Below are 14158 nucleotides of genomic sequence, written 5' to 3'. Positions count from 1 at the left end.
GGCCGGGTCGAGCGTGAACAGCGGGTCGCCCTTGTCGACGTGCTGATTGTCGCGGACATACACCTCGGCAACCGTGCCGGTCACGCGCGGCGCGACCTGCACGATATCGGCCTGTACGAAGGCGTCGTCGGTACTGACCAGATCTCGGTTCAGCCACCACCAGATGCCCGCGCCTATGGCACATACCAGAACGAGCAGGACGGCGATCACGGCAACGCGCTTGCCCTTGCCGTTACTCGTGGCAGCAGCGTCGGCGCGGTTGTCTTCTTCAACAGAATCGGTCATGGCGTGGCAGTCTCATAAAGACGGAAACGGCCGGCGCGTCCGAGCGCGGCGGCTAGATTGATACGGGCGCGGGTGTAATCGGCCAGGGCCGCGACGCGGCCATTGCGCGCATCGGCCAGTGCGGCCTGGGCATCGATCACCTCGATGTTGTCGCTAATGCCTTCCGCAAAACGGTCACGCGAGAGGTCGAGCTCGCGGTTGGCGAGTTCGAAGGCCGATTCCGCCGCGCGAACCTGTTCTGCGAGCGTATGCAGCGTCCGCCGGGCCACGCGCACGTCCTGCTCGACCTGGGTACGCGTATCGCGATAGCGAATGCGCTGCTGATCGAGCCGGCTGGCGGCGCTGTCGATACGGGCGCCAATGGCACCGCCGTCGAAGATCGGCACCTCGACCTGGGCGCCGATCGTGTAGGTGTCTTCCACGTTCTCGTGGTAGCTGTTGCCGGCTTCGCCATAGGTGGCGGATGCCGACAGGCTCGGCAGGCGTGCACCGCGAGCGCCGGCCAGCTGGGCACGGCGCGCCGCCAGTTCGCCCTGGGCAAGCCGCAGTTCGGCGCGGCTGGCAAAGGCGGTATCCAGGTCGGCGGTGATATCGCCATCGACTGTAGCGCTGTAGTGCAGGTCGTCGCTCAACACGAGCGGGGTATCCAGCGCCAGCCCGACCGTGCGCGCCAACTGGATATCGGCGCGTGTGCGATTCGTCTGCGTCTGCGCCAGACGGGCACGTGCACGGGCCTGGCGGGTCTGGGCGCGGGTGACGTCCACGCCGGTCGCGATGCCCACGTTTTCCTGATCGACAGCCAGATCGGCGAGCCGGTCGGCCAGTTCGAGGTCGGCACGGGCGGCCTTGACCGACGCGCGCGCAGCGAGGGCGCTGACATAGTCGAGCGCGGCCTGGGAAGCCACTTGTTCGCGCGCCAGCGCCAGTTGATCGGCGGCCACCTGTTCGCCGAGCTTGGCACTCTTGTATTGCTGCCAGGCGCTGTAATCAAACAGGTTCTGGCGCAACTCGGCGCGGGCGTCAAAGCTGTTGTAGGTGATCACGTCCGGCACGGTGATATCGCCGTTCTGTGCGGCCGGACCCAGTGAATCCAGCGCCGACTGGATATCCAGCCCTTGGGCCGCAAGATTGTTCTGCCGACGGGCCTGACTCACGCGCCCCGAGATATGCGGCAGAAAAGCCGATCGTGCTTCGCGACGGTCGCCGGCGACTTCGTCGCGACGCGCATCGGCGAGCAGGGTCTGCACATTTTCGGCCATCGCCTGATCGATGGCATCGCTTAGCGACAGGGCCGCGGCGGATTCGGGGAGTTTGAACGTCTCAGCCGCTGTAGCCGGCCCAGCCAGGGCCGGTGCCTGGATCAGTCCGGCCAGACACAACAGCAGCGCGAATTGGCGCAGCGCACTCATGGCAACAGGCGGGCGAGCAGCGCCCTGAGTTGTGCCTGTTCATCGTCGTCGAGCGGTGTGAGCAGTTCCTGCGTGGCCGCTTGAGCCGCGGGGCGGATGTCGGCCAGCGCTACCGTGCCGGCGTCGGTCAAACGCACGATATGGGCACGACGATCGGCCGGGTCGCGCTGGCGCTCGATCCAGGCCCGTTCCTCCAGGCTATCGATCAGATAGGTCACCGTTGTGCGATCCAGGTCCAGCCATTCGGCGAGATCGCTCTGGCGCAGCTCAGCGTTGGCTTCCAGCGCCAGCAGCGTGGCGTACTGGCGTCCCGACACGCTCAAGTCGTGTGTATGGGCTTCGAAGAGCTTGAGTTGGCGCTGATGCGTCTTGGCCAGCAAATAGCCCAGTCGACAGCGTATGGAATCCGGAAGAACGTGTGCCAAGCGACACCTCGCATACCAGCAGAATGATTGGCATGTAAGTGTATAGTGCAATAATATAATTGCAATACTATCTTGGTGTGAAAAATTAAAGGTCTGTGCGCAAATGCGCCAAGCACCTGTTGCAAACGATTCCGGAACAGACGCTCAAGAGCGGGGCGATACGCTGGCATCGCCCCGCGGTCGGGGTGGTCTTAGTCCAGCGCTACGCCAGCGCGCGCGATGATGCGCGCGAAATCGAGATCGGTATCGAGCGTTCCATAGGCCATACCGCGATTGCCGCTCAGGCGCGCCTCGCAGAAGGCTTCGCCCACCCAGCTCGATTCGCCGGTGAGCAGGATCTTGGCCTGCAAGGCGCGGGCGACGGCTTCGGCGACACGCCGGGCCTGTGTGGGTTCATCGGCGACTGCACCGAGCATCTTCTGCAAGTCGTGACAATGTCGGTCGTAAGCCGGATGCGCACCCTGTGCGACGGCCAGTTCCTTGTGCAGCGCCTCGACTGCCGTCGGGCTTTTGGCCATTGCGCGCAGCATATCCAGACACTGCACATTGCCCGAGCCTTCCCAGATCGAATTCAGCGGCGACTGGCGGAATAGTCGCGGCACGATCGATTCCTCGACATAGCCGGCGCCGCCCAGACATTCCTGGGCTTCATTGACCAGTGGTGGGGCTGCCTTGCAGATCAGGTATTTACCCACCGGCGTGGCGATACGCGCGAGCAGTTTTTCGTGTTCGTCGCCGGATTCGAACGCCCGCGCCACGCGCAGGGCGTAGGCCATGGCGGCTTCGGACTCCAGCGCCATATCGGCCAGTACGTGCTGCATCAAGGGTTGTTCGATCAGGCGTGCACCGAAGGCTTCGCGGTAGCGACAGTGATGTATCGCCTGTACCAGGGCCTGGCGCATAAGCCCGGCCGAGCCGAGCATGCAATCCAGCCGGGTCTGCGACACCATTTCGATGATGGTCGGCACGCCGCGGCCGGCGTCACCGACGCGATAGGCTTCGGCGTCGAAGAATTCCACTTCGGACGACGCATTGGCATGGTCGCCGAGCTTGTTCTTGAGCCGCTGGATTTCGATCGCGTTGCGCTTGCCGGCCGCAGTCCAGCGCGGCAACAGAAAACAGGACAGACCGGCTTCTTCCTGGGCGAGCACGAGAAAGGCATCGCACATCGGTGCCGAGAAGAACCACTTGTGGCCGACGAGACCAAAACTGCCATCGGCGCGTGCTGTGGCACGGGTGGTATTGGCACGCACGTCCGAGCCGCCCTGTTTTTCGGTCATACCCATACCGATGGTCAGGCCGTGCTTGTCGCCATGCGGGGCGACCGTTGGGTCGTAGCTGTTGGCCAGAATGCCGGGCAGCCATTGTGCCGCCACATCGGGCGCATGGCGCAGTGCCGGTACGCTGGCGTGCGTCATGGTGATGGGGCACATGGTGCCGGCTTCCATCTGGTTATGCATATAGAACAGGGCCGAACGCACGACTTGTGCGCCTTCGCGCTGGGCGGTCCAGGTCAGTCCGTGCAGGCCATGTTCCTTGGCCAGCGTCATGCTGCGGTGATAGGCCGGATGAAAGCGCACCTCGTCGATACGGTGCCCATAGCGATCGAAGGTGGTGAGTTCGGGGCGATTTTCGTTGGCCTCGAAACCGATCTCGATGAGTTCGGTGCCGGCGATCGCGCCATAGGTCTTGAGCCGGTCCTGGCCCCAGTCGCCGCCTTCACGGCGTACGGCTTCCATGAGCGCTGTATCCGAGGTGAACGCGTTGTAGTGTTCCAGTGGCGGCGGCTGGTTGGTGACGTCGTGGGTGCGCAAATGCTGGCGAGGCGCGCGGTGCGTATCGGACATGGCGGAAATCCGGTTCAAACCTGAACGACCGATTGTGCCTCATTCCAGCGCCGCTTCCGGATAAGAGCAATTACCGAGCGGCTTGGAGACTACGCATAAAAAAAGGCCGACCCGTGGGCCGGCCCGCGTGGCACGGGGCATACCCCCGAAACCACCCGATACTGGTTGTGGTGCGAACTAGCCGTGTTCGCTCTTGAGCGATTCGGCGGTCACCTTGTCGCGGTTCTTCCATTTTTCACGCATGCCCTCGAGTTCTTCCGGCGGCAGCGAGATCAGACCCAGCGATTTGAGCGCGCCCCGATCGCTGGCCATCTGATCGGACAGGAACAGGTCGACGTACTGTTCCATACCGTCGATACGGCCGACATGCGCGTTCTTGGTATAGAAGAACAGCGAGCGTGAGATCGGGTACTCGCCCGAGGAAATCAGCTCGCGCTTGGGCTCCACGCCATCGACCTTGGCGGCCTGAATCTTGTTGCGGTTCTCTTCCAGAAACGAATAGCCGAAGATCCCGATGGCGTTCGCGTTCTGGGCGAGTTTCTGCACGATCAGGTTGTCGTTTTCACCCGAGGGCACGAACTTGCCGTCCTGGCGAATGCTGGGTTTTTCGCCGTTGTAGCCATCGATATGCTCGGCGCCGTGCTCGATGACCAGCTCTTCGAACGCGTCGCGGGTGCCCGACGAAGTCGGCGGGCCGTACACGAGAATCTCGTGATCCGGCAGGCTCGGATCGATATCGCTCCACTTGGCGTAGGGGTTGTCGACCAGTTGGCCGTCCTGCGGCACCTGGGCAGCGACTGCTTTGGTGAGCTGTTCGCGTGACAGATCGAGCGCGGGCTCGCCCGCTTTCTGGCCGATCACGATACCGTCGTAACCGACCATGATCTGGGTTATATCGTCGACGCCGTTGTCCTGGCACATCTTGAGCTCGGATGCCTTCATCGGCCGCGAGGCGTTGGTGAAGTCCGGGGTGTCTTCGCTCACGCCGCTGCAGAACAGCTTGAAGCCGCCGCCCGAGCCGGTGGATTCCACCACCGGGGTGCGCAGGTCGGTGGTGGCGCCCATTTCTTCGGCCACATAGGACGAGAACGGGTAGACCGTCGACGAGCCGACGATACGGATCTGGCCGCGGCTATATTTTTCGCCCGCGTTCTGGGCCTGCGAATCGCTGCCGTTCGAGCTTTGCCCGGCCTGATCGGTGTTCTGTTGCTCGCCTTGGCCGCAGGCGGTCAGGGCGAAAGCGGTGACCGCGATCGTCAAGAACGATCGGGTCGGGTTGGAAAACAGCGAAGTCAGCATTGAATAGTCCTGAATTGGTGGTCGAAAGCCGACACGTCGAGCGTAGGCTGTCAGGCGAACATGACAGTTTTATGACGTGGCCGGCTGCGCTGTCGAGGCACGGGCGTCGGCAGCCAGGCGCGTTACCGGGGCGAACTCGCCAACGAACGATATCTCCGGGGTTAGCCAGTAGCCGGTTTCTGCCTGTACACAGCGTTGTGCATGCATGATTAACGCACAGACATCGGCCGCCGATGCTTGGCCGTGGTTGACGATGATATTGGCATGACGCGGCGAAATCTGGGCGTCGCCGCAGCGCAGTCCCTTGAGGCCGCATTCATCGATGAGTCGGCCGGCGCCGATGCCTTCGATCTTGCGAAAGATCGAGCCGGCCGAAGGTTCGCTATCCAGCGGTGGGTGCCGTTCTGCACGCCAGCGCAGGTTCTCCTGCATGATCCGGGTGAGCGTTTCTGCGGGTGCGGGCTCGAGTTCGAAGGTGGCTGAGAGCACGATATCGTCGCGTGAGTGCAGCACTGACTGGTCATAGCCGAACTCGAAATAATCCACGTCCACGCGTCGGCGTTCGTTGTCTGCGGTGAGAATCTCGGCGGATTCGAGCACTTCGCCGATGAACATGGTGCGTTCGCGCGCCGGCGCCGGTGACAGGAAATGCAGGTTCTGCCAGAGCGCGCCGCCGACGGTCGACGGAATGCCGACATAGTGCTCGAGGCCGGACAGGCCGTGCGCGACGGCGGCATCGATCAGATCCGGATAGACCAGTGCGCCGCTGGCGGCGGTCACGCAGGTGCCGTACACATCGATCGCCTGGGCCTGATTTGCGATGACCAGGCCGGGATAGCCGCGATCGCCCATGAGGATGTTGGCGCCACGCCCGAGCAGGAAGTAATCGATATCGAAGCGCCGCGCAACGCGCACGGCGGTCGCCAGCGCCTCGGGCGTTTTTGCCTCGACATAGAATGCGGCCGGCCCGCCGATACGAAAGCTCGTACGCGGCGCCAGCGCCACGTTGCGTTTAAGCGCAGCGCCCAGGTGCTGGGCCAGGGCGCGTTGTTGCGCAGGTGTGGGCTTGCGGGGTTTACGCATGGCAGACGGTGGACGGCGCAAAGCAGCAATGGTCGATGCACGCCGACGCAAATACAAGGGCGCGCGGGCGCGGGTATGTCGATGTCCGGCGTGTTTGACGTAAGCTGGCTACAAACCAAATCGAAGAAGAGAACTGTCTTGTCACAGTCGCAGCGCATCGTCGTGTTCGATCTCGATGTCACTCTTACCCGCTACGACACGTTCCTGCCTTTCGTGATCGGCTACCTGCGCTATCAACGCAAGCGGCGCAGCGTCGGTGTGAGCTGGCGGTTGCCGTGGAATTTGTTGCGGTTCTGGCGTTGGGGGGATCGCACCTGGGTGAAAACGCAGGTGCTGCGTTCGTTCGTCGGCGGTCAGCCGCGCGATCGCGTTGAAGCCTGGGCGGATCGGTTCGTCGATGAACTGCTCGAAGACGCCATGCGTGAACAGGGCGTTGCCCAGTTGCGCGAGCATCAGGAGGCAGGCGATCGGGTGATTCTGGCCTCTGCGAGTTTCGATATCTATGTGGCCCGTCTGGCGGAAAAGCTGCATATCAACGAAGTGCTAGCCACCCGCGCTGCGTGGAGCGCACGTGGGCGACTGGTCGGCATGGACGGCGAAAACTGCCGCGATGACGAGAAGCTGCGGCGTATCAAGGCGCTGGACGGGATGCCGGAGGATGGTCGCGGTGTGACCGCCTACTCCGATTCGCATGCCGATCTGCCGCTGCTGTCGTGGGCCGAGAACGGCGTCGCCGTGTGTCCCTCCAAACGTTTGTTCCATCAAGTCGGCGGTCTGGGGCTCGAAGTCGCCCGCTGGTGAGCGTTTCGCAGATATTTCTCGTGCTCGCCGTGGGGCTGGCGAGCCTCGCCCAGATTCTACTCAAGCACGGTATGACCCGGGCCGCCCAGGCGCGGGCCGGTCATGTCTGGCTGCGCCCGCTGCGCCAGCCTTTGGTGCTCGCGGGTATGAGTACCCAGGTTGTGCTCACCTGCCTATGGCTCGTGGTGTTGTCGCATATCGATGTAAGTCTGGCGTTCCCGGTATTGGCGTTGAGCTATGTGGTGGTCGTCGCCTATTCGGCGGTATCGATGGATGAAGTGGTGGGCAAGCGCCGCTGGTGTGGCGTTGCCCTGATCGTGCTCGGTGTCGGCGTGCTCGCCTATGCGGCTTGATCCGTCGATGCTGCGTATCAGCCGGCAGTCGTGGGTGAGCATCGGCTTGCTGCTGCTGTCGGTTTCATTGATGGCGGCAGGCCAGCTATGCATGCGCCGTGGCATGCTGGCCTTCGGGCCGATCGAATCGCCTCAGGCGTTCTTCAATCTGGTCTGGAGCGGCATCGTCGCGCCGATGAGCATCGGTTTCGTCTGGCTGGGGATGATCGTTTATTCGATCGCCATCATGGTCTGGCTACAGGTGCTCTCGCGCATGGATCTGAGCATCGCCTTTCCGATGATGAGCCTGAGCTATGTGCTGGTATATCTCGGCGCCGCGCTCTGGCCAGCACTCGATGAGGCGATTACCGTCGGCCGGTTGGCAGGCACCGGCCTGATCATGTGTGGTGTGGCCCTCGTGGCCGGCTCGCGGCGTAGCTAGCCTCTGTATCTGATGACGGTGGCATGCACGTCATGTGCTGTATATGAACTGTATGGGCAGCAGCCCGGCGAGGGCGTACACTTGCGCGCCTTCGAATCGAAGACCTGACCCAAAGGCGAGGCGTCATGCCAACGCTGGACTACATCGTAACGCCGGTCGCTGCGAGCGCTCATCGGTTCCGGGTCGTGCTGCAGACCGAAGTCGAGGCGGGGGCGCCGGTCGAGCTGGCGCTGCCGAGCTGGATTCCCGGCAGCTATGTCATTCGTGACTTTGCCCGGCACCTGCTTTCAATTGCAGCCGAAAGCGACGGTGAACCGATCGAAATCATATCGCTGGATCGCCAGCGCTGGCGCTGTACGCCCACGGGTACGCGGCTGACCGTTGCCTGCGAGTTCTATGCGCGCGACGAATCGGTACGTGCCGCGTTTCTCGACGATACGCGCGCCTTCTTTAACTTCACGTCGCTGGCGCTGCGTCCGGCCGGGCGTGAGCACGATCCCTGCCGTGTGACCCTTGAAGCACCGACCAGCATCGACAATTGGCAGGTGGTCACGACCCTGCCGGCCGAAGCGGTCGACAGCCGCGGCTTTGGCGTATATGCGGTCGAGAGCTATTGGTCATTGATCGATCAGCCGGTCGCCATGGGCGCGGCCGTGGAATACGTGCGCTTCGAGGTGCGCGGTGTGTCTCATGCCTTCGTGCTGCTGGGCAGCCACGATGCCGATACTCAGCGTCTGGCCGCCGACCTGACGGCAGCCTGTGAAGCCCAGGCCGCTGTGTTCGACGAACTGCCCGCACGCGAGTATCTGTTCTTTGCCCAGGTCACGCCCAGCGGCTTCGGCGGGCTGGAACATCGCGAATCCAGTGTGTTGCAGGTTGCGCGCGATGCGTTGCCCGCGCGTATTGCGCCCGCCAATGGCGAGGCCACCCGCAGCAACGCTTACGAAACCTTGCTCGGGCTGTGCAGCCACGAATATTTCCATCTGTGGAACGTCAAGCGCATCCGGCCGGCCGCAGTCGCGGCCAACGATCTGCAGTCGGAAGCCTATTTTCGCGACCTGTGGGCCTATGAAGGGGTGACGTCCTACTACGACGATCTGGGGCTGGTACGCGCCGGATTGATTTCGGAACAGGGGTATCTCGACCGGCTGGCGACGCTGGCCACGCGTATCGACCGTACGCCGGGCCGGCATCGTCAGAGCCTGGCCCAGTCGAGCTTCGACGCCTGGCTGAAGTTCTATCGCCCCGACGAAAACACGCCGAACGCTGTCATCAGCTACTACGGCAAGGGCGCCCAGTTCGCGCTCGGCCTCGATCTGAAGCTGCGGGTAGAAACCGACGGTGTGCTATCGCTCGACGACGTCATGCGCGAACTCTGGCAGCGCAATGGCCGCGACGACGATCCGGTGCCCGAACACGGGCTGGCCACGCTGGCCGCCGAGCTCTCGGGCCTCGATCTGTCGGTATTCGTCGAAGACCATCTCGAAACCACCATCGATGCGCCTTGGGCCGATTGGCTGCGCTATTTCGGTATCGATGCGGTATTTGCACCGGCCACCGACGACGCGGCCGTCGTGCACGGGCGGCTGGGTCTGCGCTCGGGTAGCGATGCGCAACCGCGGGTCACCCATATATTCGACGATGGCCCGGCGCAGGCCGCTGGCGTGTCGCCCCAGGATCGTCTGGTTGCGATCGATGGCATTGAAGTTGTGGGTACGACGCTTGCCACGCGTTTGCGCCGCTATCCGGCCGGGGCGGTAGTACGTCTGCATCTGCTGCGCGGCGACGAGTTGTTGCTACGCGAAGTCACGCTGGCTGGCGTAGCGGCCGGGGAATGGAAACTGCGAATCGATAGCCATGCCGATCCGGCCGCCCATGCGCGGCGCGCGAACTGGTTGCACCGTGCAAACGCCCCGGCCTGAACACTGGATCGGCCGCGACGAGGCGGCCACCCTTTGCGATCTGTTCGCAGCGCGTGTGGCGCGTACCCCGGATGCGCTGGCGTATCGATTCTATAGCCCACGTCGCCATGAATGGATCAGCCTGACCTGGGCGCAGGTTTCAGCACGGGTGCAGCGCTGGCAGGCCGTGCTCGCCGAGGCGGGCGTGCAACCGGGCGATCGGGTCGCGATCATGCTGCGCAACAGCCCGGAGTGGCTATGTGTCGATCAGGCCGTGATGGCGCTGGGCGCGGTCACGGTCGGCCTGTTCTGTGCGGATACGCCGGCCAGCAACGCGCACCTGATCAAAGACAGCGGCGCGCGCGTGCTGGTGGCGGTCAAGGCACGCTGGGTCGAACGTATTGTCGAAGCCGATACCTGTCCGCAACTGGAAACCGCGCTCGTATTCAACGGGGAGGTCGACGAAGCAGGGCGTATTCGCGGCGCTGAGGCGGCGCTGGCGAACGCGGCAGAGGATCATCGCGCCGGTGTATCGGTGTCAGCTGATGCCCTGGCCAGTCTGGTCTACACATCGGGGTCGACCGGGCGTGCGCGCGGGGCGATGCTGACCCACGCCAATCTGTTGTTCAACGCCCAGGCTTGCGCCGACGCGCTGCCGACGATCGAAGACGAGCATGCGCTGTCCTATGTGCCGTTGCCGCACTCCTACGAACGGGTAGTGAACGCATATCGGGCAATGGTGACTGGCGGGGTGATTACGTTCTGCCGTCACCCGCGTTTTCTGGGGCTGACGCTGGCGCGCGCGCCGATCACTACCCTGATCGGCGTGCCGCGTGTTTACGAGCGCTTCTATATCGAGCTCAACCGCTGGCTGCTTCGGCGCCCGCGTTTCGTGCGCCGGCTGGTGGCTTTCACGATCACGCTGGGCGAGTCGGTGTTCGAACGCGAGCAGGGGCGCAGTCGCCGGCGCGCACGGCATCTGCTGTGGCCGTTCTTGCGCTATTTCGTGGCCCGGCGCTGTCTGCGTCTGTTTGGTGCGGATATGCAATACGCCGTGTCCGGGGCGGCGGCGCTGCCGTACCCGGTCGCGCGCACGCTTGTGGGTCTGGGCGTGCCGGTGCTCCAGGGCTACGGCCTCACCGAAGCCGGCCCGGTGGTGAGCGTGAACCGGCTGCACGACAACGCCATCGACAGCGTTGGAATCGTGCTTGAGGGCGTAGAGACCAAGGTCGGCCCCGACAATGAACTGCTGGTACGCGGTGCCGGCGTGATGCGCGGCTACTGGCAGGATGAAGCGGCCACCGCGCGCACGATTTCGGCCGGCGGCTGGCTGCATACCGGCGACAAGGTCAGTCGGCTCGACAAGAATCGGCTGTATCTGACCGGGCGCATGAAAGAGGTCATCGTTATGACCACGGGCGAGAAAGCCTCGCCCGAGCCGCTCGAAGAGGCGCTGCGCCTGGACGATCTGGTCGAGCGCGCGGTGGTGGTCGGTGAAGCACGCCCGGTGCTGGCCGCGATCGTAAGCTGTCCGGCCGACACGCTGGTGCCGGTCATCCGCCGCTTGGGCCTCGACCCCAACGCGCCGGCGAGTCTCACCAGTTCGCGCCTGGAGAATTTCTTTCTCGCGCGTTTCAGCGAACTGCTGGCCGGCTATCCGGCCCATGCCCAGATCCGGCGCGTAGCAATCACCACCGATCGCTGGAGCCAGGCGAACGATCTGATCACCGCCACCGACAAGACCCGTCGCCGGCGCGTGGCACGCTGCTATGCTCGTGACATAGCGCGTTTGTATGGGCGGCGTGCGCCGGGAGAGAAGGCGGACGTGTCGCAGAACACGAATTTGGGGTAGCGATGAGTTTGAGCAGCGTACTGCTGGGCGTTGTGGCACTGGGCCTGGCTTATCTGATCGGTTCGTTGTCGGGCAGTCTGCTGCTCGCGCGAGCCTTTGGCCGAGCCGATCCGCGGCAAAGCGGTAGCGGCAATGCCGGTGCGACCAACGCGCTGCGCACCGGCGGCCGCGGCTACGGCGCGGCGGTACTGGTCTTCGATCTGCTCAAGGGCATTATCGCAGCGCTGGCCGTGCCGGCGATCTGCGAACTGGGGTTTGGCATGGCGCTGGCCTGTGGTGCAGCCGCGGTTATCGGCCATGTTTACCCCGTATTTTTCGGCTTTCGTGGTGGCAAGGGCGCGGCTACGCTCATTGGCGTGCTTGTGGCGCTACTGCCCGGCGCGTTGTTGCTGGGCCTGGCGGTATGGATCGCAACGCTCGTGGCCAGTGGCTATGTCGGGCTTGCCACGCTGCTGGGCATGGTCGGCGTGGCCCTGGCGACGCTGTTCGCGCCCAGCGCCGGCGTTGCCGCCAAGGTGTTCGTGATCGCCATGACCGTGCTCATTTTCTATACCCATCGCGAGAACATCCAGCGGCTGCGCGCTGGGCGCGAGAACCGCTTCGAGCGGGTGATGTGGCGCCGGCGTTGAGTGAAGTCACGCTGGTTGGTCTGCTTGCCGACGGCGCCTGGCACCGTGGCCCGGCTCTGGCCGAGGCACTGGGTGTATCGCGTGCGGCGATTTCGGGCCGGGTCGCGGAATTGCGCGAGTTGGGCCTGGTCGTGCATTCGGTGGCCGGGCGCGGCTATCGGCTCGCTGCACCGATCGAATTGCTCGACGAAGACACGATTCGAAGCGCGTTGGGTGAGGTGGGCGCGCGCCTGAACGGGTTGAGCGTCCACGAACGTATCGATTCGACCAACGCCGAGCTTGCCCGCCAGGGCGGGCCCGGGATGACAGCCTGCCTGGCTGAATATCAATCAGCCGGGCGCGGGCGTGCTCGGCGTCCGTGGGCCTCGCCGTTCGGGGCCAATCTGTATGTCTCGCTGGCGGCGGATGTGTCGAGTACGCGTGCGCCGCTGGGCGCGCTGAGTCTGGCGGTCGGCGTATGCGTGATCGAAGCGCTGCGTGATATAGGCGCGCAAGATCTGGCGTTGAAATGGCCGAACGATATCTGGGCCGACGGCGACAAGCTCGGCGGCATTCTCATCGAACACCGCGGCGAGCTGGGCGCGCGGGCCCGCTTGATCGTGGGGCTGGGCCTGAATGTATCCATGGATCGGGCCCAGGCCGAAAGTATCGACCAGCCCTGGACGCGGTTAATCGATCACCTGCCCACCCCCCCGGGCGCAATCAGCTGGCTGCGGCCGTACTCGAGGCCTTGATTCAGGCGGTCGATGGTTTCGAGCAGCAGGGCTTCGAGACCTTTCGAGAGCGTTGGCAGGCATTCGATGCCGTACGCGACAAGCCGGTTCGTGTGATCGAAAGTCGCGGTGAGCGGGTTGGCATCGCACGGGGTATTGCGGCCGACGGTGCGCTGCAAGTCGAATTCGAAAGCGGTATGCAGTCGGTCTATTCCGGCGACGTGAGTCTGCGGCTGGCGTCATGAACCTGCTTGTGGATATCGGCAATACGCGCTGCAAGTGGGCGTTGGCGCGGGGCACCGCGCTTATCGAAACAGGCGTTGTGGTTCGTGCCGGTAACGCGGATTGGCTTGAGGCGTTGCCCCGCACCTCGGTCGAGGCGGTTCACGTTTCGAGTGTCGCCCAGCCCGAAGCTCTGGCCCATCTGCGTGAATTCGCGGTGCGCGGTGGCGCGAATCTGCAGGCGGCCGTCAGCAGCAGCCGTTCCGGCGATCTAATCAATGCCTACGACCAGCCCGAGCGCCTGGGCGTGGATCGCTGGATGGCTTGTATCGCAGCGCGCACGGCAGGCCGCGGATCGGTTCTGGTCGCAGACGCGGGCACGGCGTTGACGCTGGACTTCGTCGATGCCGACGGGCGTCACCAGGGCGGTTTGATTACGCCAGGGGTGGCGACGATGCGGGGCGCGTTGCGCCGTCAGACACAGCTTCGCCCGGCGCGCGAGAGCGCCGCACCGCTGTGGCTCGCGCGTAACACCGATGCTGCCATCGCGGCCGGCACGCTGCGTAGCGCGATCAGCCTGCTCGACAATGCCGCGGTCGAATTGTCGCCCGATCGACTGCTGCTGACCGGCGGCGGCGCGCCGCAGCTGGCCGAGTATCTGGCGCAACGATGGACACTGCGCCCGCATCTCGTGCTCGAAGGGCTCGCCGTGCATGCCCAGCGTCAATCGTCGCTGCCCGCGGGCTAGCCAGGTCGCGTTTCACGCGGCAGAATGTGCGCCAGCGCGTGGCGGTTCCGCCGGCGCTGTTCGCCCAAGCCGGCGTAGCTCAGTTGGCAGAGCAGCTGTTTTGTAAACAGCAGGTCATCGGTTCGAACCCGGTCGCCGGCTCCATTCTCGTCCCGCTTGTTGCCGGTTTG

General features: G+C 64.1%; 14 protein-coding genes, 1 tRNA gene and 1 pseudogene. 10 read left to right on the top strand and 6 right to left on the bottom strand.

Going from position 1 to position 14158, the window contains the following annotated elements:
- From SSPSH_RS14660 to murB, 6 genes and pseudogenes are all read right to left on the bottom strand, one after another.
- A pseudogene (locus SSPSH_RS14660) lies at positions 1–285 on the bottom strand (HlyD family secretion protein); the annotation flags it as partial.
- A complete protein-coding gene (locus tag SSPSH_RS14655; protein ID WP_006913596.1) occupies positions 282–1694 on the bottom strand; it encodes a TolC family protein in 1413 nt (470 codons plus the stop codon). The gene SSPSH_RS14655 and the pseudogene SSPSH_RS14660, both read right to left, overlap by 4 nt.
- Positions 1691–2119 (bottom strand): MarR family winged helix-turn-helix transcriptional regulator, encoded by a 429-nt coding sequence (locus tag SSPSH_RS14650; protein ID WP_021031843.1) that lies wholly within the window; start codon positions 2117–2119, stop codon positions 1691–1693. Before SSPSH_RS14650 ends, SSPSH_RS14655 begins: the two co-directional genes overlap by 4 nt.
- A gap of 191 nt (positions 2120–2310) precedes the next feature.
- Complete coding sequence (locus tag SSPSH_RS14645; RefSeq protein WP_006913598.1) at positions 2311–3966, bottom strand: isovaleryl-CoA dehydrogenase; 1656 nt, start codon at positions 3964–3966, stop codon at positions 2311–2313.
- A gap of 177 nt (positions 3967–4143) precedes the next feature.
- Complete coding sequence (locus SSPSH_RS14640) at positions 4144–5265, bottom strand: PstS family phosphate ABC transporter substrate-binding protein (protein ID WP_006913599.1); 1122 nt, start codon at positions 5263–5265, stop codon at positions 4144–4146.
- 69 nt (positions 5266–5334) lie between these two features.
- On the bottom strand, positions 5335–6348 hold the full coding sequence (gene murB / locus SSPSH_RS14635; RefSeq protein WP_021031842.1) for a UDP-N-acetylmuramate dehydrogenase: 1014 nt from the start codon (positions 6346–6348) through the stop codon (positions 5335–5337).
- A gap of 138 nt (positions 6349–6486) precedes the next feature.
- On the opposite strand from murB, the gene SSPSH_RS14630 reads away from it, so the two are divergent.
- The 10 genes from SSPSH_RS14630 to SSPSH_RS14590 all read left to right on the top strand — a co-directional run bounded on the left by SSPSH_RS14630 (position 6487) and on the right by SSPSH_RS14590 (position 14132).
- Complete coding sequence (locus tag SSPSH_RS14630; RefSeq protein WP_021031841.1) at positions 6487–7149, top strand: HAD family hydrolase; 663 nt, start codon at positions 6487–6489, stop codon at positions 7147–7149.
- Positions 7146–7502: an EamA family transporter gene (locus tag SSPSH_RS18090; protein ID WP_006913602.1), complete on the top strand. Its 357-nt coding sequence runs from the start codon at positions 7146–7148 to the stop codon at positions 7500–7502. The genes SSPSH_RS14630 and SSPSH_RS18090 overlap by 4 nt, the downstream gene beginning before the upstream one ends.
- A 7-nt stretch (positions 7503–7509) precedes the next feature.
- A complete protein-coding gene (locus SSPSH_RS14620) occupies positions 7510–7923 on the top strand; it encodes a DMT family transporter (protein ID WP_021031840.1) in 414 nt (137 codons plus the stop codon).
- Between the two features lie 125 nt (positions 7924–8048).
- Positions 8049–9845: a M61 family metallopeptidase gene (locus tag SSPSH_RS14615; protein ID WP_006913604.1), complete on the top strand. Its 1797-nt coding sequence runs from the start codon at positions 8049–8051 to the stop codon at positions 9843–9845.
- Positions 9826–11676 (top strand): AMP-dependent synthetase/ligase, encoded by a 1851-nt coding sequence (locus SSPSH_RS14610; RefSeq protein WP_161627844.1) that lies wholly within the window; start codon positions 9826–9828, stop codon positions 11674–11676. Before SSPSH_RS14615 ends, SSPSH_RS14610 begins: the two co-directional genes overlap by 20 nt.
- 2 nt (positions 11677–11678) lie before the next feature.
- Positions 11679–12305, top strand: a complete 627-nt coding sequence (gene plsY, locus SSPSH_RS14605; RefSeq protein WP_006913606.1) for a glycerol-3-phosphate 1-O-acyltransferase PlsY — start codon at positions 11679–11681, stop codon at positions 12303–12305.
- Complete coding sequence (locus SSPSH_RS14600; RefSeq protein WP_161627843.1) at positions 12302–13039, top strand: biotin--[acetyl-CoA-carboxylase] ligase; 738 nt, start codon at positions 12302–12304, stop codon at positions 13037–13039. Before plsY ends, SSPSH_RS14600 begins: the two co-directional genes overlap by 4 nt.
- Complete coding sequence (locus SSPSH_RS19015; protein WP_021031837.1) at positions 13036–13263, top strand: Bifunctional protein BirA; 228 nt, start codon at positions 13036–13038, stop codon at positions 13261–13263. The genes SSPSH_RS14600 and SSPSH_RS19015 overlap by 4 nt, the downstream gene beginning before the upstream one ends.
- Positions 13260–13988, top strand: a complete 729-nt coding sequence (locus SSPSH_RS14595; RefSeq protein WP_006913608.1) for a type III pantothenate kinase — start codon at positions 13260–13262, stop codon at positions 13986–13988. The genes SSPSH_RS19015 and SSPSH_RS14595 overlap by 4 nt, the downstream gene beginning before the upstream one ends.
- Before the next feature lie 68 nt (positions 13989–14056).
- A tRNA-Thr gene (locus tag SSPSH_RS14590) sits at positions 14057–14132 on the top strand.
- The last annotated feature ends 26 nt before the right edge of the window (positions 14133–14158 follow it).

The sequence above is a fragment of the Salinisphaera shabanensis E1L3A genome (genome assembly GCF_000215955.2).
GTDB lineage: Bacteria > Pseudomonadota > Gammaproteobacteria > Nevskiales > Salinisphaeraceae > Salinisphaera > Salinisphaera shabanensis.
The sequence above is the reverse complement of the archived record's forward strand: the minus strand, read 5'-3'. Positions and strand labels throughout refer to the sequence as shown.

What these genes read in the sequence shown, in the direction of transcription:
- SSPSH_RS14655 (WP_006913596.1), bottom strand. Translation starts at nt 1,694, where the DNA reads ATGAGTGCGCTGCGCCAATTCGCGCTGCTGTTGTGTCTGGCCGGACTG.
- SSPSH_RS14645 (WP_006913598.1), bottom strand. Translation starts at nt 3,966, where the DNA reads ATGTCCGATACGCACCGCGCGCCTCGCCAGCATTTGCGCACCCACGAC.
- SSPSH_RS14640 (WP_006913599.1), bottom strand. Translation starts at nt 5,265, where the DNA reads ATGCTGACTTCGCTGTTTTCCAACCCGACCCGATCGTTCTTGACGATC.
- murB (WP_021031842.1), bottom strand. Translation starts at nt 6,348, where the DNA reads ATGCGTAAACCCCGCAAGCCCACACCTGCGCAACAACGCGCCCTGGCC.
- SSPSH_RS14620 (WP_021031840.1), top strand. Translation starts at nt 7,510, where the DNA reads ATGCTGCGTATCAGCCGGCAGTCGTGGGTGAGCATCGGCTTGCTGCTG.
- SSPSH_RS14615 (WP_006913604.1), top strand. Translation starts at nt 8,049, where the DNA reads ATGCCAACGCTGGACTACATCGTAACGCCGGTCGCTGCGAGCGCTCAT.
- plsY (WP_006913606.1), top strand. Translation starts at nt 11,679, where the DNA reads ATGAGTTTGAGCAGCGTACTGCTGGGCGTTGTGGCACTGGGCCTGGCT.
- SSPSH_RS14595 (WP_006913608.1), top strand. Translation starts at nt 13,260, where the DNA reads ATGAACCTGCTTGTGGATATCGGCAATACGCGCTGCAAGTGGGCGTTG.